This is a genomic window from Streptomyces capparidis, assembly GCF_054782095.1.
The window spans coordinates 1-22,676 of sequence record NZ_BAAGTD010000085.1; the positions used below are offsets into that span (position 1 = coordinate 1).

Consider the following 22,676-nt stretch of genomic DNA (forward strand, 5'->3'; position numbering starts at 1 on the left):
CGCCATCGTCTCCCGCCACGGCCCGGCCAGCAGGTCCGCGGCCTTGAGCAGCACCGCCGCCCGGTCCTCGAACGACAACCCCCGCCACCCCGGCCCGGCCGCCAACGCCGCCTCCACCGCGTCGGCGACATCCTCGCCGGTGGCGTTGCCGAACGTGCCCAGCACGCAGCGGTGCCGGTGCGGCTGCACCACATCGACCCGGCCACCGCCGCCCATCCGCCGCACCCCGCCGATCGTCATCGGCAACTCACGCGGCGAGGCGGCCAACTCCTTCAACCGCCCCTCCAACCGCGCCCGCTCCACCGACCCCGGGGCATAGGAACGCACCGGCTCGTTCACCGGCACCGGCACCACCGACACAGCATCCATCGTCAACGACTCCGCTCCGAGCAGGTGGCCAGTCGGGTCAGGCCGCCAGGTCCTCCGCGACCTGCACCGCTTCCGTGAGGCTGTCCACGACGGGCACTCCGGCCGTCTCCAGGCTGGCCCTGCTGTGCGAGCCGCCGGAGTACAGCACCGCGTGGGCTCCGACGTGGGCGGCGGCGAGGGCGTCGTCCAAGGCGTCCCCTATGACCACCGTACGCTCCGGAGCGATCCCGTCCAGCTCCGCGAGGTGGCGGACCATCTGCTCGGCCTTGCCCGCGCTCGACGGGCCGGTGCGGCCGTCCACGCGTACGAAGTGCTGCTCGATGCCGTAGCGGCGGACCAGCGGCAGCAGCTCGGTGTGCGGGGCCAGCGAGCACAGCGACTGGGTGCCGCCCGCCACCTGCCGGGCGGCCAGCAGCTCGGCCGCGCCGACCGCCAGGCCGCACGCCTCGGCGCGGGCCCAGTAGTGGCGGTGGAACGTCTCGTCCATCACCACCCACTCGTCCGCGGTGGGCAGTCTGCCCATCAGCCGCTCGTAGAAGCGCGGCACCGGCACGCAGTACAGCTCGCGGTACCGCTCCAGGGTGATCGGCGGCAGGCCGAGTTCGGCGAACGCCGCGTTGGTCGCCTCGATCACCGCTTCGGTGTCGTGCAGCAGGGTCCCGTTCCAGTCCCAGACGATGTGAAGGCTCACGTCACGACGGTACCGGCAGCCACCGACAACGGGGATCAGGGCAGCAGCGCGGGGATCTCCTGGGTGGCGTACCACAGCAGCTCGTGGTCCTCCGCGCCGTCCACGACGAACCGGGCGTCGTCGTCCCCGGCGTCGGCCGCGCCCACCGCGTCGGCCGCCGCCGCCACGTCCGCCTCGGCGTCCTCGGCGTCCACGTGCACGGCCGCCGCGTCGGACAGCGGGACGGGGCCGGGCAGTCGCACCGCGCCGATCGCCGAGGGGTCGAGGCCCACGTCGGGGTCGGCCACGGCCGCCGAGTCGGGCACGTCCACCGCCACGACCACCCGGCGGCGCGGCGCCCCGGGGTCACCGGCGAGCTGCCGCAGCGAGCCCTGGGCGGCGCGGGTCAGCGCCACGTACTCCAGTTCCTCGATGTCGTCGGAGACGTACCACTCGCGCAGGCCCGGGGTGACCGCGTAGGCGTCCAGCGGCCCGGGGCCCAGCTCCCCCGCCTCGTGCGCCCTGGCCAGGCCCGGGAGGGTGGTGGGGATGTACACGCGCATCGGCAGGCAGCTTCCTCGTGTGTCTCGGCGAACGGCCCCGCGGCGAGGCGGCGGGCGTGACCAGGATAAGCGCCGCCCCCGGCGGCCGGTCCCGCGCCGCGGGCGTCCACCTTCGGGTGAGCCCCTCCGGCGCCCCGGGCCGGCCCCGGCGGGCCGTCGGCGGCGCATCGGGCCTGCACAGGGGCACCCTCTCACTCTGATAGGTGAATCTGCGGGCGGTCCGCCCGGGCCGCGGCGGGACGTTGCCGCCGCCGCCCCCGGCTGGCTAGAAGAGTCGCCACCGAGTGGTTACCGGAGAGTACGACCCGACGGGGGTGGCTGGAGATGCAGGGACCGGGTGGGGCGGCGCGCGACAGGGCGCGGCAGGCGGCGCGGGCCGGGGCGGCGGCGGGGGCGCGGGCGGGCGCGGGGACGGGCGCGGGGCGGTGGGGCGACTCGCGGCGGCCGGGCTCCAGGCGCCCGGACACCCGTCGGCCGGACGCACGCCCCGCGGACGTCCGGCCGACGGCCGCGCGACGGACGGACACAGGGGCGGCGGACACAGGGGCGGCGGGGACCGGGGCGGCGGGCCCTGCCGCGGCGGGCACCGGAGCGGCCGCCGTGACGCGCCGCCCGCAGGCGCGGCAGCAGGGCGAGGGCGCCCGCCGCGCGGCGGCCCGTGATGTGCGGCGCTGGTTCGCGCAGGCGCTGCTCGACACGCTGACCGGGCGGCGCTCGGTGACCACGCTGCTGCGGGTGACCAGCGGCGAGGTCTACCAGCAGCTCTGGGCGCTGGCCCACGAGGGACAACTGCGGCACGGGCCGCGCGACCCCAGCCCCGAAGTGCTCGCCTGCCGCCACTTCGCCCCGCTGCCCGGGGTGCTCGAGGTGGGCGCGGTGGTCCGGGCGGCGGGCCGGTCCAGGGCGCTGGCGTTCCGGCTGGAGCAGGGCCGCGACCGGCGCTGGCGGTGCACGGCCGTCCAGGCGGGGTGAGCGGGACGGGCCCGCACACGGCGGGGCGGGGGCGGTCCCCGAAGGAACCGCCCCCGCCCCGGGCGCTCACGCCGTCACTTCTTGCGGCGGCGGCCCTTCTGCGCCTTGCGCCGCTCGGCCCTGGTCTGGCCCGCGGGCTGGGCCGCGTCCTCCTCGCCGGCGCCGGTCTCGAAGTCGCCCTCGATCACGCCGCCCTCGCCGTCCACCGTCGGGGCGACGTAGTGCAGCCGCTCCGGGCGCTGCGGGGCCTCCAGGCCCTTGGCGCGGATCGCCGGGCGCGGCGCGGCGCCGGCCGGCACCGCGTCCTCCTTCTTCTCCAGCGAAGGAGCGCCGTCCACCGCGTCCGCGGCCACCGGGACCTCCTCGACCTGCTGCTCCACCTGGACCTCCAGGTTGAACAGGTAGCCGACGGACTCCTCCTTGATGCCCTCCATCATCGCCTGGAACATGTCGTAGCCCTCGCGCTGGTACTCCACCAGCGGATCGCGCTGCGCCATGGCGCGCAGGCCGATGCCCTCCTGGAGGTAGTCCATCTCGTAGAGGTGCTCGCGCCACTTGCGGTCGAGGACGGACAGCACCACCCGGCGCTCCAGCTCGCGCATGATCTCCGAGCCGAGCTGCTTCTCCCGGGCGTCGTACTGCTCGTGCATGTCCTCCTGGACCATCTCGATGATCATGTCGGGCTCGATCGAGTCCCGGCCGCCCGCGGCCTCCTCGACTTCCTCGACCGTGACCTTGATCGGGTAGAGCTGCCCGAACGCGCTCCAGAGCTTGTCCAGGTCCCACTCCTCGGCGAAGCCCTCGCCGGTCTCGGCCCGGACGTACGCCTCGATGGTGTCGTCCATGAAGTGGCGCACGTGCTCGTGCAGGTCCTGGCCGTCCAGGACGCGGCGGCGCTCGCCGTAGATGACCTCGCGCTGCCGGTTGAGGACCTCGTCGTACTTCAGGACGTTCTTGCGGATCTCGAAGTTCTGCTGCTCGACCTGGGACTGGGCCGAGGCGATGGCGCGGGTGACCATCTTGTTCTCGATCGGCACGTCGTCGGGCACGTTCGCCATCGACATGACGCGCTCGACGAGCTGCGCCTTGAACAGCCGCATCAGGTCGTCGCCGAGGGAGAGGTAGAAGCGGGACTCACCCGGGTCGCCCTGGCGGCCGGAGCGGCCGCGGAGCTGGTTGTCGATCCGGCGGGACTCGTGCCGCTCGGTGCCCAGCACGTAGAGGCCGCCCAGCGAGGTGACCTCCTCGTGCTCGGCCTTCACCGCGGCCTTGGCCTTCTCCAGCGCCGCCGGCAGCGCGGCCGTCCACTCCTCGGGCGTCTCCGTCGGGGACAGGCCGCGCTGGAGCAGCTCCGCCTCGGCGAGGTGGTCGGGGTTGCCGCCGAGCTGGATGTCGGTGCCGCGGCCCGCCATGTTGGTGGCCACGGTGACCGCGCCCTTGCGCCCGGCCTGGGCGACGATCTGCGCCTCGCGCTCGTGGTGCTTGGCGTTGAGCACCTCGTGCGGCACGCCGCGCTTGCGCAACTGCTGGGAGAGGTACTCGGACTTCTCCACGGAGGTGGTGCCGACCAGGATCGGCTGGCCCTTCTCGTGCCGGGCGACGATGTCCTCCACGACCGCGTCGAACTTCGCCTCCTCGGTGCGGTAGATCAGGTCCGAGCGGTCCGCGCGGGCCACGGGGCGGTGGGTGGGGATCGGCACCACGCCGAGCTTGTAGATCTGGTGGAACTCGGCGGCCTCCGTCATGGCCGTACCGGTCATGCCGGACAGCTTGTCGTACAGACGGAAGAAGTTCTGGAGAGTGATGGTGGCGAGGGTCTGGTTCTCGTCCTTGATCTCCACCCCCTCCTTGGCCTCGATGGCCTGGTGCATGCCCTCGTTGTAGCGGCGGCCCGCCAGGATGCGGCCGGTGTGCTCGTCGACGATCATGACCTCGCCGTCCATGACGACGTAGTCCTTGTCGCGCTTGTAGAGCTCCTTGGCCTTGATGGCGTTGTTCAGGTAGCCGACCAGCGGGGTGTTGACGGACTCGTAGAGGTTGTCGATGCCCAGCCAGTCCTCGACCTTGCCGACGCCGCGCTCGTGGATGCCGACGGTGCGCTTCTTCTCGTCGACGTCGTAGTCGCCGGTCTCCTCCTTGTTCAGCCCGCCCGCCTCGCCGCGCTCCAGGCGCTCCACCAGCTTGGCGAAGTCGGCGTACCACTTGGTGGCCTGGTCGGCGGGGCCGGAGATGATCAGCGGGGTCCTGGCCTCGTCGACCAGGATGGAGTCGACCTCGTCGACGATCGCGAAGTTGTGGCCGCGCTGCACCAGCTCTTCCCTCGACCACGCCATGTTGTCGCGCAGGTAGTCGAAGCCGAACTCGTTGTTGGTGCCGTACGTGATGTCGCACGCGTACGCCTTGCGGCGCTCGGACGGCGGCATGTTGGCGAGGATGCAGCCGACCTCCAGGCCCAGGAAGCGGTGGACGCGGCCCATCCACTCCGAGTCGCGCTCGGCGAGGTAGTCGTTGACCGTGATCAGGTGAACGCCCTTGCCGGAGAGCGCGTTGAGGTACGCGGGGAGCGTGCCGACGAGGGTCTTGCCCTCACCGGTCTTCATCTCCGCGATGTTCCCCATGTGCAGGGCGGCGCCACCCATGATCTGCACGTCGTAGTGGCGCTGGCCGAGCACGCGCTTTGCGGCCTCGCGGACCGTGGCGAACGCCTCGGGGAGCAGCGAGTCCAGCGACTCGCCGTCGGCGTACCGCCCCTTGTACTCGTCCGTGAGGGCCCGGAGCTCGGCGTCGGTCAGGTCGACGAAGTCCTCTTCGATGGAATTGACCTGGTTCGCGATGCGGTGCAGCTTGCGCAGGATCTTGCCTTCACCCGCACGCAGGATCTTGTCGAAGACGGACACGTAAGCTGGCTCCTTGGCGAAACGGACCTCGCGCGTCTCAGGCGCGCCGAGGCGGCGGGGGGCACCCCGCCGCACGGCCATGGTATGCGAGGTGGCACTACCCTTGGGAGGTCCGTCATCCCACGGAACCCGTGTCATCCCCGGGATGCGCCGCCCGGTCGGACAACCCCCGCGGGAAAAATGGTGCGGCCCGGTCAAGGGCGCGAGGAATACTCCGCGCATGGAACCCGTGACCCTCACCACCGAACGCCTGCTCCTGCGCCCCTTCACCCCCCAGGACGCCCCCGCCGTCCTCGCCGCCTGCCAGGACCCGGAGATCCAGCGCTGGACCCGGGTGCCCTCCCCGTACACACGGGAGCACGCCGAGGGCTTCGTGGGCGACCTCAGCCCGCGGGGCTGGCGGGAGGGGACGCTGTTCAACTTCGGCTCCTTCACCCTCGACACCGGGGAGCTGGTCTCCTCCGTCGGCCTGGTGCGCCTCGACCTGCTGAACACCGAGGAGCGGATGGCCGAGATCGGCTACTGGACGGCCGGGGAGCAGCGCGGGCGCGGCTACACCGCGGAGGCGGTGCGGGCCGTGGCCCGGTGGGCGTTCACCGTCCTGGGCGTGGAGCGGCTGGAGTGGCTGGCCGAGGTGGGCAACACCGCGTCCCGGCACGTGGCCGAGGCGGCGGGGTTCGTCGTGGAGGGGACGCTGCGCTCGCGGCTGGCCCACTCCGGGACCCGGCGGGACGCGTGGGTGGGCGCCCTGCTGCCGTCCGACGTCGGGCTCGCCCCGGGCGCGCCGTACCTGCCGCACGCGTGAGGGTCACCCGCGAACGGCCGATTGTCGGTGGCGGGTTCTAGGCTGCCCGCATGACCGCGACCATGCCCGCACCGCAGTTGACACTGACCGCCGACGACGCCCGCAGGATCGCGCTGCGCGCCCAGGGGCTGCTGGGCGCGCCGGACCGCAGCGGCGGGGTGCGGGGGGTGCTGCGGCACCTGGGCGCCGTGCAACTGGACACCATCTCGGTGCTGGCCCGCTCCCACGAGCTGGTGCCCTACGCCCGGCTCGGCGCGGTGGGCCGGGAGGCGGTGGAGTCGGCGTACTGGGGGCGGCCGGGCGCGTCGGGCGGGGAGCCCACCGCGTTCGAGTACTGGTCGCACGCCGCGTGTGTGCTGCCCGTCGAGGAGTGGCCGCACTTCGCGTTCCGCCGCCGCGCCTACCGCGCCCACGAGCGCTGGCACCACGACCTGCCCGACGGCGTCTACGACACGGTGCTGGAGCAGTTGCGCGACAAGGGCCCGCTGACCGCGACCGAACTGGGCGGCGCCAAGAACGGCGGCCCGTGGTGGGACTGGAGCGCGGCGAAGGTCGCGGCGGAGCGCGCGCTGATGCACGGTGAGGTGGTGTGCGTGACGCGGCGCGGCTGGAAGCGGGTGTACGACTTGGCGGAGCGCGCCGTGCCCGACCGGTTCCGCCACGACGACCTGGACGACCGGGAGTGCCTGCGCCGCCTGGTCGCGTTGGCCGGCGCCTCGCTGGGCGTGGCCACGCGCGCGGATCTGGCGGACTATCACCGGCTCAGGGCCGAGGAGGTGGACCGGGTGGTCGCCGACTCCGGTCTGGTGCCCGTCCGGGTGGAGGGGTGGGACCGGCCGGGCGGCGGGGCGGGCGGCGGCGCCAACGCCTGGGCCGATCCCGCGGCGCTCGCCTCGCCGCCGCGCGGGCGGCACCGCACGGTGCTGCTCTCCCCGTTCGACTCGCTGATCTGGGACCGGGCCCGCACCGAGCGGATATTCGGCTTCACCCACCGGCTGGAGGCGTACGTGCCCAAGCCGAAGCGGATATACGGCTACTTCGCGATGCCGCTGCTGTCCGGCGGAAGGCTGCTGGGCCGGGTGGACCCGGCGCGCGAGGGCCGGACGCTGGTGGCCCGCCATGTGTCGCTGGAGACGCCCAAGGCGGTGGCCCCCATGGCGGCGGCGCTGGTGGAGGCCGCCGGATGGGTCGGCTGCACCTCGGTGGCCGTGGAGCGGGTGACCCCGGCGGAGCTGGCCGAGCCCATGACCGCCGCGGTCTCCGCCGCGGTCGGCTGAACCCGGGAGGCGGGGCGGGTCCTGCGGGCGGGTCCTGCGGGCGGGCCCGGAGGGCCGGGCCCTACCGGATCTCGAGGATCTTCTCCCGCATCGCGTAGACCACGGCCTCCATCCGGGAGTGCAACTGGAGCTTCTCCAGGATGTTGCGCACGTGGTTCTTCACCGTGTTCTCGCTGATGAACAGGGCCTTGGCGATGTCGCGGTTGTTCATGCCGGTGGCCACGAGCTTGAGCACCTCGAGTTCGCGGTCGGTGAGCCGGGGCGCGGGAACGAAGCGGCGCTCGTCCGTGCGCTGGATCATCGACTTGAACTCGGTGAGCAGCTTGGACGCCATGGAGGGGCTGATCTGCGACTGCCCGTCGGCGACGGCGCGGATGGCGGTGGCGACCTCGTCGGTGGAGATCTCCTTGAGCAGGTATCCGGTGGCGCCCGCCTTGATGGCCTCGTAGAGGTCGGCCTCCTCGTCGCTGATCGTCAGCATGATGATCTTCGCGCTGGGGGCCACCTCCTTGATGGCCGTGCACGCCTCGATGCCGCCGCGCCTGGGCATCCGGACGTCCATCAGGACGATGTCCGGCAGCAGATCGGCGGCCTTGTCCACCGCCTCGGCGCCGTCCCCGGCCTCGCCGACGACCTGGATGTCCTCCTCCTGCGCCAGCACGATCTCGAGCCCCCGCCGGAACAGCGCGTGGTCGTCCACCACCAGGACCCGGATCGGCTCCTGGCGTGCCCCGGCCCGCTCCTTCGGGCCGCCCACTCCCACGGACGCGGCCTCGGAACTGTCCGCCATCCGCCCTCCCCTTGAGCTCTTCGCCGTGCCGCCATGATTCCACGACACGGTGACATACGGGCCTCACACGCCCGTCAACAACCTGTTTCCGGCCAAGCCCCGGCCCGGACCGGGCGGAGCGACCAGCGACGCCGCCCCCGGGCACCGCCGGGGGCGTTGCCGGAAATCGACCCCGGCCCGGCCACCGGCCTCCCCGGCCCCGGATCCGCCGCGACCGGCGGCGAGGACGGCTGTCCCGCCCCGGCCGGGGCGGGACAGCCTCGCGTTCTCCGTCGATCTGCCCGGCGGTCAGCCGCCCAGCGCACCACCCGCGCCCGCGGGCTCCACCTCGCCGCTCGACGGGTCCGCCTTGAGGTGGATGACGCCGTAGTCGTAGCCGTGCCGCCGGTAGACCACGCTGGGCAGCCCGGTGTCGGTGTCGATGAACAGGTAGAAGTCGTGGCCCACCAGTTCCATCTCGTACAGCGCCTGGTCCAGCGACATCGGCGCCGCCGCGTGGGTCTTCTCCCGCACCACCAGCGGCCCCTCGCCGCGGACCTCCAGCGGCCCGACCCTGGTGGTCGGCACCTCACGCTCGTCCGCGGTCTGCTGCGCCTCGGCCTGCCGCCCGTTGGCCTCGGCCGCCAGCGGGGCCGTGGCCGCCGCGACGCTGACCGGGGTGCGGCTGCCTCCGCGGTGCACCCTGCGCTTGTCCGCCACTTTGCGCAACTGCGCCTCGAGCCTGCTCGCCGCGAGGTCCAGCGCCGCGTACGGGTCGCTGGCCGCCGCCTCGGCGCGGATCACCGGGCCCCGGCTGCGCAGGGTGATCTCCACCCGGTCCGAACGGTCCGCCTGCCGGGGGTTCGGCTCCTTGGACACCTCGACGTCCAGGCTGATCACCTTTCCGTCGTGCTTCTGGATCTTCTCCAGCTTCTCGGCCACGTGCTTGCGGAATCGCTCCGGCACGTCGGTCTTGCGGCCCTTGACCACGATGTCCACGCAGAACTCCGATCGCTTGCTTCCGCGCCGACGGGCCTCCCGGCCCCTCGGCCCTGAGTCCTTCTGCTCCACCCACCTCGGCCGGCCATCGCCGGGAAGATCGGTGTCGCGGCTCTCACCTCCTCCTCCCCCGCCCACCGCGTCACAACCCACCCGGTCCGACGGGGAGCCCTCACGGTGTGCCGTGCGGCCGTTCCAGCACCCCGACCGCCGCACGGGGCTGTCCACGCACCGGGGGCCGTTCGGCCCCCGGGATCCGGGAACAAGGTCCCGAACGCATACCGGTATACCTCCGGAACACAGCTCAAACCCCGCATAGCGGTCTTGGCTCCCACACCGAACATAGCTCCGCCCCACGCCCACCGGCACCCCTGACCCGTCCTTCCGTTCATCCGGGTGACCTCCGCGGCACGGCCCGTCCGGCCCCGCCGGCCCCATCGAGGAGCCGGCCGCTCACCCTCTCCTCCCGTCGATCGCCCACCAACCCTTCACCGGGACAACGCGTATCAGCCCCACATCGCTCCCGGCGGAGCCGCGACCACCGCCGCGGCGGCGACCCGGGCCCCCGCGGCGCGGGCGGCGCGGGTCGCCTCGGCCAGGGTCGCCCCTGTGGTCAGCAGGTCGTCGACGAGGACCACCGGCGCACCCCGCAGCCGCGCCCGCGCCCCGTCCGGGACGTGGAGCGCACCGGCCACGTTGGCCAAGCGCTCGCCGGGGTCGAGGCGGGACTGGTCCGCCACGGGCCGGCGCTGCCGCAGTCCCCGGGCCACCCGCGCCGGCAGGCCGTCGCGGCGCAGCGCTCCCGCGGCCGCGAGCGCGATGCGGCGGGTGGGATCCTGCCCGCGCGCGGCGACCGCGCCCCGCGCCGACGGCACCGGCAGCAGCAGCACGTCCGCGTCGCGCGGCACCGGCGCCGCCCGCACCGCGCGCGCCAGCGCCTCCCCCAGCGGCCGGGCGAGCGGCAGGGCGCCCCGCTCCTTGTGGGCGAGCAGCACCGCCCTGACCGCGCCGCCGTACCCGGTGGCGGCGTACACCGGGGGCAGCCCGGGCGGGGCGGGGACGGGGCGCACCCGGCGGCCGCCCGGTCCCCGCACCAGGTCCCGGCAGCGGTCGCACAGCCCTCCGCGCGACCGTCCGCACCCGGCGCAGTCGGTCGGGAGGACCAGGTCGGCGAGGTTCCCGAGCCACTCCCGCATGCCCATCACTGTGCCGGGGGCGCGACGGCCCCGCCAGGCCCTGTGGACAACTCCGCGCCGGACGCCCGCGCGCCTACCCCGGGTAGACCGGCGAGTTGCCCTCCTTGGGCTCCACCTGCCGCCAGTTGGAGTCGGGGCGCAGCCGGAAGATGCCCTCGTCGGAGTCGGCGAGCAGCGGCTGGTTCTGGTTCGGCGGGGCGGCCACCGCGGTGACGCCGCTGATCGCGGGCAGCGTCGGGATGTCGGGGACGGAGCCGTCGGTGTCGACGTACTGCATCTGCTGGACGCCCTGCGACTCCCGTCCGACCACCAGCAGCCGGCTCTGCCCCGCCCAGGACACCGCGGCGACGTCCTCGAGCTGGGGCGCCACCGGCCGCAGGTCCTTCACCGAGATCGCCGGCACGTGCTCGCTGCCGCCGCGCTCCACCCGGCCGAGTTGCAGCGTGGTGTGGTCGCCGGTCCGCACCACCAGCGCGATCCGCGCGCCGTCCGCCGCGACCCGCAGCGACTCGATGCGCCCCCTGCCCAGGTCGGGCACGTTCACGGTGATCGTCAGATCGCCGCGCAGCACCAGCAGGCGGGGGTTGTCCGGGTCGCGGTCGGCCACCCACAGGTCGCCGAGCCCGTCCCAGCTCGGCGCGCTCAGCCCGTCCCGTTCGCCGGCCGCGCCGCTGGTGAGGACCTCGGTGGCCTCGGTGCCGTCCTCGAAGTCGGCGAGGTACAGCGCCCGGCCGTCGCCGCGTACGCCGGCGGCGCCCCGGCCGTCGAGGCGCACCGCGGCGTGCCTGAGCTCCACCTGGCCCTCGCCGAACGGTCCGGGCACCGGCGCGGCCTCGTCCTCGTCGCCGTCGAGCCGCACCAGCCGGCCCCGCGGGTCGATGAAGTACTGACCGGGCTGGGCGCTCGGGTCGCCCTGGAGCTCGTAGCGGGCGAGCTCCTCCGCGGTGAGCGTGCAGGAGCGCGCGGCCCTGCCGCCGAGGGCGAGCTCGACGGAGCCGACCTTGGTGGTGGTCTGCTCCCGCACGGTCCGCAGCAGTTGCACGGCCATGCGCCGGCAGTCGTCCGCGTTGACCCGGCGCGGCACGTCGAGGCGGATCCGCAGCCGCCCCTCGGACTCCTTCAACTCCAGCGGGCGGTCGCCGGCCAGGGCGGAGCCGCGCGGGAAGTGGGAGACGACGGCGGGGGACAGCCACCGGGTGGGCCCGTCGATCAGGGACCGCACCGCGGAGGCCACGGGGTCGATCTGGCGCAGGTACACGGGGTCGGGGACGAGCACCTCGCGTTCGCCGCTCGCGGTGGGCGCCGCGAAGTAGTACATGTTCACCGAGTGGTACATGCGTTCGAAGTCGGCCCTGCTCAGCACCAGTCCGTCGGGCAGCCGGTCGATGCGCCACTGGCCCTTCTCCTTGGCGAGGGCGAACGTCGCGTGCATCTCGCCCTGGCGGGCCTGGTAGACGTGGTTGCCGTCCACCAGGGCGGCGCGCTGCCCGTACAGGCCGACCTGGGCCACGTCGTCGATGTCCTGCTGCCGCCTGCTGGCGGGTTGCAGGGCCGGGCTGCCGGCCAGCACGGTGATGCCCGCCTCCGGCCTCCAGCGCCCGCGCCGCTCCTTGGTCAGGTACAGCCGCGCGGTCTCGTATCCGGCCTCGTCGCTGGTGACGGCCTCCAGGAAGCCGCGCACCACCTGGAGCGGCGAGTCCCCGTTCTGCGGCCGGACGCCGAAGACCCGCACCCGGGAGGCGGTGTCGGCGCGCGGCGACTCGTCCACCTTGGTCACCGCGCCCTCGCCGGGCATGGAGGCGCAGCCGCTCACCAGCAGGAGCAGGGCGAGCACCAGCGCGGCGGGGCCGCGCCGAACGGACGGTTCAGGGCGCATGCGGCTCGTCCTCTTCCGGAGTGGCGTGCGGGGGCCCCTGATCCGCCGGGCTCGCGCTCCGGCGTGCGCCGCTCTGCGAAGGGCCGGTGCGCCCGACGACGCGCGAGACGGTCGGCCCCTCCCCGTTCTCGCCCCCCGGCAGCGCGGACGGGCCGACCGTGGGCGGCGGCGGGTACGCGGGCCGCGGCGGCACGGGCAGGCCGAGCGGGCGGTGCGCGCTGGAGAGCGCGGAGGCGCCCACGGGGGCGGCCACGCGGGACGGCGCGCCGGTGGCGTTCAGCCCGCGGTGGCGCCGGGAGTCGGTGGGCTCGAGCGGCAACGGTGAGCCGCGCAGCGGGCCGCCCGCCGCCGCCGGCAGGGTGAGCCGGAACTGGGAGCCGCCGCCGGGCTCGCCCCACGCCTGGAGCCAGCCGCCGTGCAGCCGGGCGTCCTCCAGCGCGATCGACAGGCCCAGCCCCGTCCCGCCGGTGGTGCGGGCGCGCGCCGGGTCGGCCCGCCAGAAGCGGTTGAACACCCGGGACGCGTCGCCGGGCTTGAGGCCGACCCCGTAGTCGCGGACGGCGACGGCCACGGCGGAGCCGTCGTCGGCCACCGCCAGGCGGACCACCACGTCCCGGCCCTCGCCGTGCTCGACGGCGTTGACCACGAGGTTGCGCAGCACCCGCTCCACCCGGCGCGCGTCCACCTCGGCCACCACCGGCCGCTCCGCGCCGCGCACCACCAGCCGCGTGCCCTTGCGCTCGGCCAGCGGCTCGGCGCCCTCCACCACCCGGTGCACCACGTCCCGCAGGTCGACCGGCTCGGCGTCCAGCGCCGCGGCGCCCGCGTCGAAGCGGCTGATCTCCAGCAGGTCGGACAGCAGCGACTCGAACCGGTCGAGCTGGGTGCCCAGCAGTTCGGCGGAGCGCTTGGTGACCGGGTCGAAGTCCTCGCGCGCGTCGTGCAGCACATCGGCGGCCATGCGCACGGTGGTCAGCGGGGTGCGCAGCTCGTGCGAGACGTCCGACACGAAGCGGCGCTGCATCCGCGACAGCTCCTCGAGCTGCTGGATCTTGACCTGGAGGTTCTGCGCCATCTTGTTGAACGACTGGCCGAGCAGCGCGATGTCGTCCTCGCCGGTGACCTTCATCCGCTCCTGGAGGCGCCCCGCCGCCAGCCGCTCGGCGATCCGCGCCGCCATCCGCACCGGCGTGACGACCTGCCGCACCACCAGCCACGCGATGGCGCCGAGCAGCACCACGACGAACACCCCCGCGGTGGCCAGGGTGCCCTTCACCAGGTTGAGGGTGTCCTCCTCCTGGGTGAACGGGAACAGGTAGTACAACTGGTACGGGTTGTTGTTGATGTCCGTCAGGCGCTTGCCGACCACGAGCGCGGGCTCCCGCTCGGCGCTGCCGTACCGGACGATCTGCGTGTACTGCTCGTGGACGTCCTGCTCGTCGCCGTCGAGGGCCAGCCGCAGGTCCTCGGGGATGCTGCGGTCGGGGTCCACGTTGCCGGTCGCGCGGGGGCTGCGGGCGCCGGGGGACGTCTCGGTGAAAGGGCCCGGGTAGTCCGAGCCGAGCGCCACCACCGCGTACAGGCCCTGGCCGCCGCTGGCGAGCTGCTCGACGAGGTCGTTCAGCCACGCCCCAGAGTCCACCGTGCCGGCGCCCTCGACGGCCGTGCCGGACGCGGCGCCGGCCTCGGCACGCGCGTCCTGGGCCTGCGCGGCCCGGTCCTGCGCCGCTGTGAAGCCGCCGAGCGCCTGGCTCTGCGCGGACTGCCGCTTGGCCTCCAGCAGGCCGTTGCGCACCTGCCCGATCACGACGACGCCCAGCAGCAGGACGACGCCGAGCGACAGCAGCAGCGTGGTGGCGACCACCCGCAACTGGATGGAACGCCGCCAGGCGCGGGTCACCAGGCGCACCGGCCGCCGCGCACGCCGGACCAGCAGGCGCCACGGCCCAGCCCCCTGCGACCGGCCGCGCGCGAACGCCCTCCCGGTCAGGCCGCCGATCCAGCCGCGCCACAGGGACCACTCCCGCCGCGTGCCGCTCCCCGCCGAGGCGGGGCCGTGCCCCTGGCTCACCTCAGCCCGGTCCCGCCTTGTACCCGACGCCGCGCACGGTCACCACGATCTCCGGCCGCTCCGGGTCCTTCTCGACCTTGGAGCGCAGCCGCTGCACGTGCACGTTGACCAGGCGCGTGTCCGCGGCGTGCCGGTAGCCCCACACCTGCTCGAGCAGCACCTCGCGGGTGAAGACCTGCCACGGCTTGCGGGCCAGGGCCACCAGGAGGTCGAACTCCAGCGGGGTGAGCGCGATGGCCTTGCCTTCGCGCTTGACCGAGTGGCCGGCCACGTCGATGACGAGGTCGCCGATCGTGAGCTGCTCGGGGGTGGGCTCCTCGGCGCGGCGCAGCCGGGCCCGCACCCGCGCGACCAGCTCCTTCGGCTTGAACGGCTTGATCACGTAGTCGTCCGCGCCCGACTCCAGGCCCACCACCACGTCCACGGTGTCGCTCTTGGCGGTGAGCATGACGATCGGCACGCCGGACTCGGCACGGATCTGCCGGCAGACGTCGATCCCGTCGCGGCCGGGCAGCATCAGATCAAGGAGCACAAGATCCGGCTTGGTCTCCCGGAAAGCGGCGAGGGCCTTGTCGCCGTCGGCAACGAATGACGGCTCGAACCCCTCCCCGCGCAGCACAATGCCGAGCATCTCGGCGAGTGCGGTGTCGTCATCGACGATCAGGACGCGTCCCTTCATATCTTCATCGTCTCATTACCCGATCGTGACCTGTGGCACAGGCCGCCAGCGAGCCACCTTCCACGGGGGACACCACGCCCTTTTCGGTAACAATCGCCGTGATCAACTCCGGCGGGGTGACGTCGAAGGCCGGGTTGTACGCCTGAGCGCCCAGCGGCGCCACCGCGACCCCATGGAATTCGGCCACCTCGTGCGCGGCCCGCTGCTCCACCTCGATCGACGCCCCGTCCGGGGTGCCGAGGTCAACCGTGGTCGTCGGCGCCACCACCACGAACGGCACACCGTGGTGCCGGGCCAGCACCGCGAGCGGGTAGGTGCCGACCTTGTTCGCGGTGCTGCCGTCCGCCGCGATCCGGTCCGCGCCCACCAGCACCGCGTCCACCTGCCCGTCCGCGAACAGCGACCCGGCCGCCCCGTCCGCGAGCAGCGTGTACGCCATGCCGTTGCGCGCCGCCTCGTACGCGGTCAGCCGCGCCCCCTGGAGCAGCGGCCTGGTCTCGTCCACCCACAGCCGGCGCAGCGCCCCGGCCCGGTGCGCCGCCAGCGCCACCGCGAACGCCGTGCCCTCGCCGCCCGACACCAGCGCTCCGGTGTTGCAGTGGGTCAGCAGCCGGTACCCGCCGCCGGGCGCCAGGTGCTCGAGCAGTTCGAGGCCGGAGCGCGCCATCGCCGCGCTGGCCTCGGCGTCCTCCCGGTGCATCGCCCGGGCCTCGGCGAGCGCGGCGGCCGCGGCGTGGCTCAGCGACCCGCCCTCGCGCAGCCGCGCGTGGTAGGCGTCCGCCGCACGCCGCACGCCGACGCCCAGGTTGACGGCGGTGGGCCGGGCGTGCGCGAGCAGCTCGGCGGCCTCGTCCACGTCGAAGCCGCGGGCCGCGGCGAGCGCCACCCCGTACGCCCCGGCGAGGCCGAGCAGCGGTGCGCCGCGCACCGCCAGCGATCTGATCGCCTCCATCAGCACGGGCACGTCCGTACAGAACAGCTCCACCTCCTCCGCGGGGAGCCGGGTCTGGTCCAGGAGCACGACGACCGGCCCCTCCGGCGGCTCCTCCCATCGCAGCGCGGGAACGCCGGACGGGACGGAGCCGGGAGCGCCGGGCCTGTACGCGGGATCAGCAGCCATCTCTCCAGTCTGCCCTCTACCACCGCCCCGAATGAATGGCGTGAACCACGAAAAGATGATCAACACCGCGCTCCGCCGTACGGGTGACACACCGCGGCCGGCCGCCCAGGGAGCGGTCGGGTACCAGTGCGAGCAGCCATGGCACGATGGGGCCATCGGCGTCACCGGGCCGCCACACCCACGAAGGAGCAGCAGCGATGACCGAGAAGCCGGGCTGGGCCTCGCCCTCCCCGCCGCCCGACGACGCCCGGGACCAGGCTGCCCCCGACCCGACCCCCGCCGACGCCCCGCCCGCCGGCGGCCCCGGTGACGGCGCGCCCGCCGAGGGCGGCGCCCCGCCGAAGTGGTCCAAGCAGCAGCCCCCGCCCGCGCAGTGGTCCGCTCCCGGCTGGGGCGGCCCCACCCCGCCGCCCCAGGGCCCCGGCGCCCCGCCGCCCAACTGGGGCGGGCCCGCGGGACCGGGGCCGGGAGGCTGGGGCGGGCCGCCGCCGCCCGGCGCGTTCCGGCCCGGCTGGGGCCGCCCGCCGGCCGCCAAGCCCGGGGTGATCCCGCTGCGCCCGCTCAGCGTCGGCGAGATCCTCGACGGCGCGGTGTCCACCATGCGCGCCCACTGGCGGACCGTCCTCGGGGTGTCCCTGGTCGTCGCCCTGATCACCCAGGCCATCAGCACCGTGATCAGTTGGTGGGCGTTCAACGGGATCGACGACGACCTCGACCGGCTCGAGAACGACCCCGACCCCACGTTCGACGAGACCATGGACGTCTTCGGCGGCGTGTTCGCCGGGCTCGGCGTCGCCCAGATCATCACCCTGCTCGGCACCCTCGTCGTCACCGCGATGCTGACCATCGTGGTCAGCCGCTCCGTGCTCGGCCGCCCGGTCACCACCGCCGACGCCTGGAACGACGCCAAGCCCCAGTTGGGCAGGCTGCTCGGCCTGACCTTCCTGGTGCCGCTGATCGGCGCCGCCGTGCTCGCCGTCGCCCTGCTGCCCGGCGTGCTGGCCCTGATCGCCGGCTCCGACGCCCTGGGCGCCACCCTGCTCGTCCTCGGCGGCATCGCCGGCTTCGGCGTCGCCGTGTGGCTGCTGATCCGCCTCAGCCTGTCCTCCCCGACGCTGATGCTGGAGAAGCAGGGCGTCCGCAAGGCCATGGCCCGCTCCACCAAGCTGGTGCGCGGCTCGTGGTGGCGGGTGTTCGGCATCCAACTGCTCAGCGTGATCATCACGACGCTGGTCGCCAGCGTGGTGCAGACGCCGTTCACCGTGCTGTCGCTGCTGATCAGCGGGGACACCGTCGGCGGTCTCTTCACCGGCGAGGCGTCCAGCGACCTCGGCATCGCCGCGCTCACGGTCACCGGCATCGGCGCCGCCCTCGGCATGACCGTCGCCTTCCCCATCAGCGCGGGCGTGGCCACCCTCCTCTACATCGACCAGCGCATCCGCCGCGAGGCGCTGGACCTGGAGCTGGCCAGGGCGGCGGGCGTCCCCGTCCACGGCGACCAGGCCCCCGGCCCCGGCCACCCCGCCGGCGGCCCGGCGGTCCCCGGGAGCTGACGCGGTGACGGGGGGCCTGACCGCCTACGCCCTGCGCGCCGACGTCCCGGTCACCGTCCCGCGCGACCCCGCCAGGGAAGCGGCCGAGCGGGAGCTGTCCAAGCCCGTCTACCACCAGAACGACCCCAACCTCCTGCAACGCGCCATCGACTGGTTCTGGGACCGGGTCGGCGAACTGCTCTCCACCGCCTCGGGCGCCACCCCCGGCGGCTGGGTCGGCATCACCGTGGTCGTCGCCGTCGCGCTGCTCGCGTTCGTCGCCCTGCGCCTGCGCCTGGGCAGGCTCCGCGGGGCCGCCACCGCGGGCGAGGCGCTGTTCGACGCCCGCCCGAGAACCGCCGCCGACCACCGCGCCGCCGCCGAACGGCACGCCGCGGCGCAGCGGTGGGACGAGGCCGTCCGCGAGCGCATGCGCGCCATCGTCCGCGACCTGGAGGAGCGCGCCCTGCTGGACCCGCGCCCCGGCCGCACCGCCGACGAGGCCGCCGCCGCGGCCGGACGGGCCCTGCCCGACCACGCCGAACGCCTCCGCGACGCGGCCCGCGCCTTCGACGACGTCACCTACGGCGGCCGCACCGCCACCGAGCACACCCACCAGCGCCTGCGCGACCTGGACACCGACCTCAGGCGCGCCAAACCCCGCCTCACCTCCCTCCCCGGCGGTGCCCCCCGGTGACCACCACCTCGATCTCGCCCACCGCGCGCCTGCTGTGGACCCGCCACCGCGGCCTGCTCGCCGCCCTGCTGATCCTGCTCGTGTTCGCCCTCGCCTACGCCGCCGTCCGCTCCGGTGAGCACCACGGCCGCCTCGACCCGCGCTCCGCCGACCGCCACGGCAGCCGCGCCACCGCCGAACTGCTCAGGGACCGGGGCGTCACCGTCGACTTCGTCGCCACCACCGCCGACGCCGCGGCCGCCGCGGGACCGGGCACCACCCTCCTCGTCGCCCTCCCCGACCGCCTCACCTCCCGTCAGATCGACTTCCTGCGGGACGCCACCCCGGGCGGCGCGGGCCGCACTGTCCTGGTCGCCCCCGGCCCCGAGGCCGTCGAGGAGTTCGCACCCGGTGTGCGGGCCGTCGCGGCCACCGGCGTCGGCGACCTCGCCCCGGACTGCGACCTGCCCGCCGCCCGCCGCGCCGGCACCGCCGACCTCGGCGGCTACGTCTACGACCCGTCGGGCGCCGGCCCCGGCACACAGGCGTGCTACCCCTCCTCCGGACTGCCGTCCCTGCTGCGCGTCCCCGACCGCGCCGGCCCCGGCGACACCGTGGTCCTCGGCGCCCCCGACCCGCTGTACAACCACCGCCTCGACGACCGGGGCAACGCCTCCCTCACCCTGCAACTCCTCGGCTCCCACCCCCGTCTCGTCTGGTACCTCCCCTCCCCCAGCGACGACTCCGTCGGCGGCGGCGACGAGAGCTTCCTCGACCTCGTCCCCGACAACTGGCGCTGGGGCGCCTGGCAGTTGGGCGTCGCCGCGGCCGTCGCCGCCCTGTGGCGCGCCCGCCGCCTCGGCCCCGTCGTCCCCGAGCCGCTGCCCGTCACCGTCCGCGCCGCCGAGGCCACCGAGGGCCGCGCCCGCCTCTACCGCAGGGCCGGCGCCCGCGCCCGCGCCGCCGAGGCCCTGCGCCAGGCCGCCCGCGCCCGCCTCGGCCCCCTCGTCGGCGTCCCCCTCTCCCGCGTCCACGACCCCGAGGCCCTCGTTCCCGCGGTGGCCGCCCACGTGGACGCCCCCGCACCGCAAGTACGCTCCCTCCTGTACGGCCCGGCCCCCGAGGACGACACCGCGCTCGTCCGCCTCGCCGACGACCTCGACGCCCTCACGGCCTCCCTACACGATTGGCAGGTACGCAGCACGTGACCGCCCCCACCGCCGACAGCGCCCGCGCCTCCCTGGAGGCCCTGCGCACCGAGATCGCCAAGGCTGTGGTCGGCCAGGACCCGGCCGTCACAGGGCTCGTCGTCGCCCTGCTGTGCCGCGGACACGTCCTGCTCGAAGGCGTCCCCGGCGTCGCCAAGACCCTCCTGGTCCGCTCCCTGGCCGCCGCGCTGCGCCTGGAGACCAAGCGCGTCCAGTTCACCCCCGACCTGATGCCCGGCGACGTCACCGGCTCGCTGGTCTACGACGCCCGCACCGCGGAGTTCTCCTTCCAGCCCGGCCCCGTCTTCACCAACCTCCTCCTCGCCGACGAGATCAACCGCACCCCACCCAAGACCCAGGCGTCCCTGCTGGAGGCGATGGAGGAACGCCAGGTCTCCGTGGACGGCGTGCCCCGCCCCCTGCCCGAGCCGTTCCTGGTCGCCGCCACCCAGAACCCCGTCGAGTACGAGGGCACCTACCCCCTGCCCGAGGCCCAGTTGGACCGCTTCCTGCTCAAGCTGGTCCTCCCCCTGCCCGGCCGGGACGACGAGATCCGGGTCCTCACCCGCCACGCCCAAGGCTTCTCCCCGCGCGACCTGGCCGCCGCCGGGGTCACCCCGGTCGCCGGGCCCGCCGACCTCGACGCCGCGCGCGCCGCCGTCGCCGAGGTCACCGTCTCCCCGGAGATCATCGGCTACGTCGTGGACCTGTGCCGCGCCACCCGCGAATCCCCCTCCCTCACACTCGGCGTCTCCCCCCGAGGCGCCACCGCCCTGCTCGCCACCTCCCGCGCCTGGGCCTGGCTCACCGGACGCGACTACGTCACCCCCGACGACGTCAAAGCCCTGGCGCTGCCCACGCTCCGCCACCGTGTCCAGCTCCGGCCCGAGGCCGAGATGGAGGGCGTCACCGCGGACTCCGTCATCAGCTCCGTCCTCGCCAACGTCCCCGTCCCGCGCTGACCCGCCATGGCGATCACCGGAAGGACCGCTCTCCTCGCGGCACTGGGCGCGCTCGTGGTCGGCCTGCTCCTGCCCGGCTGGCACGGGCTGCTGGCCGTGGAGGGCGCCCTGCTCCTCGGCGTCCTCGCCGACCTCGCCCTGGCCGGGGGCGTCCGCTCCCTGCACCTGGCCCGCTCCGGCGACACCGCCGTCCGCCTGGGTGAGCAGGCGTCCGTCACCCTCACCGTCACCAACCCCGGCCGCCGCCCGGTCCGCGCCCACCTGCGCGACGCCTGGCCCCCCAGCAGTTGGACGCCCGGCACCGAGACCGCCGCCTCACGGCACCGCCTGACCGTGCCACCCGGCGAGCGCCGACGCGTCACCACCGTGCTGCGCCCGACCCGACGGGGCGACCGCCGGGCGCACCGGGTCACCATCCGCTCCACCGGCCCGCTGGGGCTGGCCGCCCGCCAGGGCTCCCATCACGTCCCCTGGACCGTCCGTGTCCTGCCGCCGTTCACCAGCCGCAAGCACCTCCCCTCGAAACTGGCCCGCCTGCGCGAGCTCGACGGCCGCACCTCGGTGCTGATCCGCGGCCAGGGCACCGAGTTCGACTCGCTGCGCGAGTACATCCCCGGGGACGACACCCGCTCCATCGACTGGCGGGCCACCGCCCGCCGCTCGTCCGTGGCGGTACGCACCTGGCGCCCGGAGCGCGACCGCCACATCCTGATCGTCCTGGACACCGGCCGCACCTCGGCCGGCCGTGTCGGCGACGCCCCCCGCCTGGACGCGGCGCTCGACGCGGCGCTGCTGCTGGCCGCGCTCGCCTCCCGCGCCGGCGACCGGGTGGACCTGCTCGCCTACGACCGCCGGGTCCGCGCTTCCGTGCAGGGCCGCTCGGCCACCGATCTGCTCCCCTCGCTCGTCACCGCGATGGCCGGGCTGGAACCCCAGCTCGTCGAATCCGACGCCCGTGGCCTGGCCGCCGCCGTGCTGCAACGTGCTCCGCGCCGTTCCCTCGTCGTCCTGCTCACCGGCCTCGACGCCGCCCCCGTCGAGGAGGGGCTGCTCCCCGTGCTGCCCCGGCTCACCCACCGGCACGAGGTGCTCATCGCCTCCGTGGCGGACCCGCGCCTGGAGGAGATGGCCCGAGCCCGCGGCACCCTGGACCGCGTGTACGAGGCCGCCGCCGCGGAGCAGACCCGCGCCGAGCGGCGCCACACCTCCCACCGGCTCTCCCGCCACGGCGTGACCGTGGTGGACGCCCCACCCAGCACTCTTCCGCCCGCTCTCGCGGACGCCTACCTTGCTCTGAAGGCTAGCGGGCGCCTCTGACAATCAGCCGCGCGCGACTTCCAGCTCCAGGTGCCTGCCCGGCGCCGTGCCGGAGGCGAGCCGGTGGCCGCCGGTGGCGGCGAATCCGAGCCGCAGGTAGAAGGCGTGGGCCCGCCGGTTCTCCTCGTGGACGTGGAGCCGGATCCGCTCGACGTCCCAGCGCCCCCACACCCATGCGACGACCGCCCGAAGCAGCTCCTCGGCCGGCCCCCCGGCACCGCGGTGCTCCGCCGGGACGTACACCCCGACCACCTGGGCCTGGGAACAGTGCTTGAGCTCCCTCTCGTCCACCACGGTGGCCATCCCGGCCCAGGCCCCGCCGTCCGTCACCGCGACGAAGGTGACAGCCCGCTCACCGCGCTCACTGGCGGCCGCACGCGCCCGCCATTCGCCCTCAGGCAGGGCCGCGGCGGCCGCGTAGGTCTCGCCGAAGGCGAGCGGGCTCAGCGGGTCACTCAGCGCCTTGAGCCGCAGGTCCCGCATGGGACGCCATTCCTCTGCGGTCACCGGCCTGATGTCGTAGCGAGGGCGGGAGGAAACCATGTCTCATGGTGCCTGTCGGCGACCCCGCGCCTCAACGCAAAAAAAGAAGGGGCTCCGGTTCCCCAGGTCCGAAGACCTTGGAACCGAAGCCCCTTCTGAAAGTGAGTCCGGCGGTGTCCTACTCTCCCACGAAGTCCCCTCCGCAGTACCATCGGCGCAGTAGAGCTTAGCTTCC

Annotated in this window: 19 protein-coding genes, 1 rRNA gene and 1 pseudogene; 8 read left to right on the forward strand and 13 right to left on the reverse strand. The window is 74.5% G+C overall.

All coding sequences use genetic code 11. The features are described 5' to 3' along the window. The 3 genes from ACYVO2_RS35725 to ACYVO2_RS35735 all read right to left on the reverse strand — a co-directional run. Positions 1 to 369, reverse strand: a 369-nt coding sequence (locus tag ACYVO2_RS35725) for an aldehyde dehydrogenase family protein (RefSeq protein WP_461012280.1), incomplete at its 3' end; no start/stop codon positions are given. A gap of 37 nt (positions 370 to 406) precedes the next feature. Beyond that, positions 407 to 1,060, reverse strand: a complete 654-nt coding sequence (locus tag ACYVO2_RS35730) for an HAD family hydrolase (protein WP_461012281.1) — start codon at positions 1,058 to 1,060, stop codon at positions 407 to 409. Positions 1,061 to 1,095: 35 nt separating this feature from the next. Continuing rightward, entirely contained in the window at positions 1,096 to 1,602 is a 507-nt protein-coding gene (locus ACYVO2_RS35735) for a DUF6912 family protein (RefSeq protein ID WP_461012282.1), read from the reverse strand. Between the two features lie 600 nt (positions 1,603 to 2,202). Here ACYVO2_RS35735 and ACYVO2_RS35740 point away from each other — a divergent pair. Continuing rightward, positions 2,203 to 2,574 (forward strand): Rv3235 family protein, encoded by a 372-nt coding sequence (locus ACYVO2_RS35740; RefSeq protein ID WP_461012283.1) that lies wholly within the window; start codon positions 2,203 to 2,205, stop codon positions 2,572 to 2,574. Between the two features lie 74 nt (positions 2,575 to 2,648). Here ACYVO2_RS35740 and secA read toward each other — a convergent pair whose 3' ends face one another. Next, on the reverse strand, positions 2,649 to 5,471 hold the full coding sequence (gene secA / locus ACYVO2_RS35745) for a preprotein translocase subunit SecA (protein WP_461012284.1): 2,823 nt from the start codon (positions 5,469 to 5,471) through the stop codon (positions 2,649 to 2,651). A 220-nt stretch (positions 5,472 to 5,691) separates the two neighbouring features. On the opposite strand from secA, the gene ACYVO2_RS35750 reads away from it, so the two are divergent. Both ACYVO2_RS35750 and ACYVO2_RS35755 read left to right on the forward strand, forming a co-directional pair. Further along, positions 5,692 to 6,276, forward strand: a complete 585-nt coding sequence (locus ACYVO2_RS35750; RefSeq protein ID WP_461012285.1) for a GNAT family N-acetyltransferase — start codon at positions 5,692 to 5,694, stop codon at positions 6,274 to 6,276. A 62-nt stretch (positions 6,277 to 6,338) separates the two neighbouring features. Further along, positions 6,339 to 7,553, forward strand: coding sequence for a winged helix-turn-helix domain-containing protein (locus ACYVO2_RS35755; RefSeq protein WP_461012298.1), 1,215 nt, complete (start codon positions 6,339 to 6,341; stop codon positions 7,551 to 7,553). A gap of 61 nt (positions 7,554 to 7,614) precedes the next feature. Here ACYVO2_RS35755 and ACYVO2_RS35760 read toward each other — a convergent pair whose 3' ends face one another. The 7 genes and pseudogenes from ACYVO2_RS35760 to mtnA form a co-directional block, all read right to left on the reverse strand. After that, the gene (locus ACYVO2_RS35760) at positions 7,615 to 8,343 is read right to left on the reverse strand and encodes a response regulator (protein ID WP_461012286.1); all 729 of its coding nucleotides are present in this window, start codon (positions 8,341 to 8,343) and stop codon (positions 7,615 to 7,617) included. A 288-nt stretch (positions 8,344 to 8,631) separates the two neighbouring features. Continuing rightward, positions 8,632 to 9,321, reverse strand: coding sequence for a ribosome hibernation-promoting factor, HPF/YfiA family (gene hpf / locus ACYVO2_RS35765; protein ID WP_461012287.1), 690 nt, complete (start codon positions 9,319 to 9,321; stop codon positions 8,632 to 8,634). A gap of 506 nt (positions 9,322 to 9,827) precedes the next feature. Beyond that, positions 9,828 to 10,517 (reverse strand): ComF family protein, encoded by a 690-nt coding sequence (locus ACYVO2_RS35770; RefSeq protein WP_461012288.1) that lies wholly within the window; start codon positions 10,515 to 10,517, stop codon positions 9,828 to 9,830. Between the two features lie 73 nt (positions 10,518 to 10,590). After that, positions 10,591 to 12,393: an LpqB family beta-propeller domain-containing protein gene (locus ACYVO2_RS35775; RefSeq protein ID WP_461012289.1), complete on the reverse strand. Its 1,803-nt coding sequence runs from the start codon at positions 12,391 to 12,393 to the stop codon at positions 10,591 to 10,593. Beyond that, positions 12,383 to 14,464 carry an MtrAB system histidine kinase MtrB gene (gene mtrB, locus ACYVO2_RS35780; protein WP_461012290.1) on the reverse strand — a complete coding sequence of 694 codons (2,082 nt, stop codon included), beginning with the start codon at positions 14,462 to 14,464 and terminating at the stop codon, positions 12,383 to 12,385. The genes ACYVO2_RS35775 and mtrB overlap by 11 nt, the downstream gene beginning before the upstream one ends. 1 nt (position 14,465) lies before the next feature. Then, positions 14,466 to 15,143: a two-component system response regulator MtrA gene (gene mtrA / locus ACYVO2_RS35785; protein WP_461012291.1), complete on the reverse strand. Its 678-nt coding sequence runs from the start codon at positions 15,141 to 15,143 to the stop codon at positions 14,466 to 14,468. After that, a pseudogene (gene mtnA / locus ACYVO2_RS35790) lies at positions 15,140 to 16,263 on the reverse strand (S-methyl-5-thioribose-1-phosphate isomerase). Before mtnA ends, mtrA begins: the two are co-directional and overlap by 4 nt. 197 nt (positions 16,264 to 16,460) lie before the next feature. Here mtnA and ACYVO2_RS35795 point away from each other — a divergent pair. The 5 genes from ACYVO2_RS35795 to ACYVO2_RS35815 are packed head-to-tail and all read left to right on the forward strand — an operon-like array spanning position 16,461 to position 21,958. Continuing rightward, positions 16,461 to 17,816 carry a DUF7544 domain-containing protein gene (locus ACYVO2_RS35795; RefSeq protein WP_461012292.1) on the forward strand — a complete coding sequence of 452 codons (1,356 nt, stop codon included), beginning with the start codon at positions 16,461 to 16,463 and terminating at the stop codon, positions 17,814 to 17,816. A 4-nt stretch (positions 17,817 to 17,820) separates the two neighbouring features. Then, positions 17,821 to 18,492 (forward strand): DUF4129 domain-containing protein, encoded by a 672-nt coding sequence (locus tag ACYVO2_RS35800; RefSeq protein ID WP_461012293.1) that lies wholly within the window; start codon positions 17,821 to 17,823, stop codon positions 18,490 to 18,492. Then, positions 18,489 to 19,679 (forward strand): DUF4350 domain-containing protein, encoded by a 1,191-nt coding sequence (locus ACYVO2_RS35805; RefSeq protein WP_461012294.1) that lies wholly within the window; start codon positions 18,489 to 18,491, stop codon positions 19,677 to 19,679. Before ACYVO2_RS35800 ends, ACYVO2_RS35805 begins: the two co-directional genes overlap by 4 nt. Continuing rightward, positions 19,658 to 20,641: an AAA family ATPase gene (locus ACYVO2_RS35810; protein ID WP_461012295.1), complete on the forward strand. Its 984-nt coding sequence runs from the start codon at positions 19,658 to 19,660 to the stop codon at positions 20,639 to 20,641. Before ACYVO2_RS35805 ends, ACYVO2_RS35810 begins: the two co-directional genes overlap by 22 nt. 6 nt (positions 20,642 to 20,647) lie before the next feature. Beyond that, a complete protein-coding gene (locus ACYVO2_RS35815) occupies positions 20,648 to 21,958 on the forward strand; it encodes a DUF58 domain-containing protein (protein ID WP_461012296.1) in 1,311 nt (436 codons plus the stop codon). 3 nt (positions 21,959 to 21,961) lie between these two features. On the opposite strand, the gene ACYVO2_RS35820 is transcribed toward ACYVO2_RS35815, so the two are convergent. Beyond that, positions 21,962 to 22,441, reverse strand: a complete 480-nt coding sequence (locus tag ACYVO2_RS35820) for a GNAT family N-acetyltransferase (RefSeq protein WP_461012297.1) — start codon at positions 22,439 to 22,441, stop codon at positions 21,962 to 21,964. 165 nt (positions 22,442 to 22,606) lie between these two features. Then, a 5S ribosomal RNA gene (gene rrf, locus ACYVO2_RS35825) occupies positions 22,607 to 22,676 on the reverse strand; the annotation flags it as partial.

Bases quoted from the DNA above. Each gene is read 5' to 3' on its own strand.
- ACYVO2_RS35775 (WP_461012289.1), bottom strand. From the start codon at position 12,393: ATGCGCCCTGAACCGTCCGTTCGGCGCGGCCCCGCCGCGCTGGTGCTC.
- ACYVO2_RS35820 (WP_461012297.1), bottom strand. From the start codon at position 22,441: ATGCGGGACCTGCGGCTCAAGGCGCTGAGTGACCCGCTGAGCCCGCTC.
- ACYVO2_RS35770 (WP_461012288.1), bottom strand. From the start codon at position 10,517: ATGCGGGAGTGGCTCGGGAACCTCGCCGACCTGGTCCTCCCGACCGAC.
- ACYVO2_RS35795 (WP_461012292.1), top strand. From the start codon at position 16,461: ATGACCGAGAAGCCGGGCTGGGCCTCGCCCTCCCCGCCGCCCGACGAC.
- ACYVO2_RS35750 (WP_461012285.1), top strand. From the start codon at position 5,692: ATGGAACCCGTGACCCTCACCACCGAACGCCTGCTCCTGCGCCCCTTC.
- ACYVO2_RS35760 (WP_461012286.1), bottom strand. From the start codon at position 8,343: ATGGCGGACAGTTCCGAGGCCGCGTCCGTGGGAGTGGGCGGCCCGAAG.
- ACYVO2_RS35815 (WP_461012296.1), top strand. From the start codon at position 20,648: ATGGCGATCACCGGAAGGACCGCTCTCCTCGCGGCACTGGGCGCGCTC.
- ACYVO2_RS35755 (WP_461012298.1), top strand. From the start codon at position 6,339: ATGCCCGCACCGCAGTTGACACTGACCGCCGACGACGCCCGCAGGATC.
- mtrA (WP_461012291.1), bottom strand. From the start codon at position 15,143: ATGAAGGGACGCGTCCTGATCGTCGATGACGACACCGCACTCGCCGAG.
- ACYVO2_RS35735 (WP_461012282.1), bottom strand. From the start codon at position 1,602: ATGCGCGTGTACATCCCCACCACCCTCCCGGGCCTGGCCAGGGCGCAC.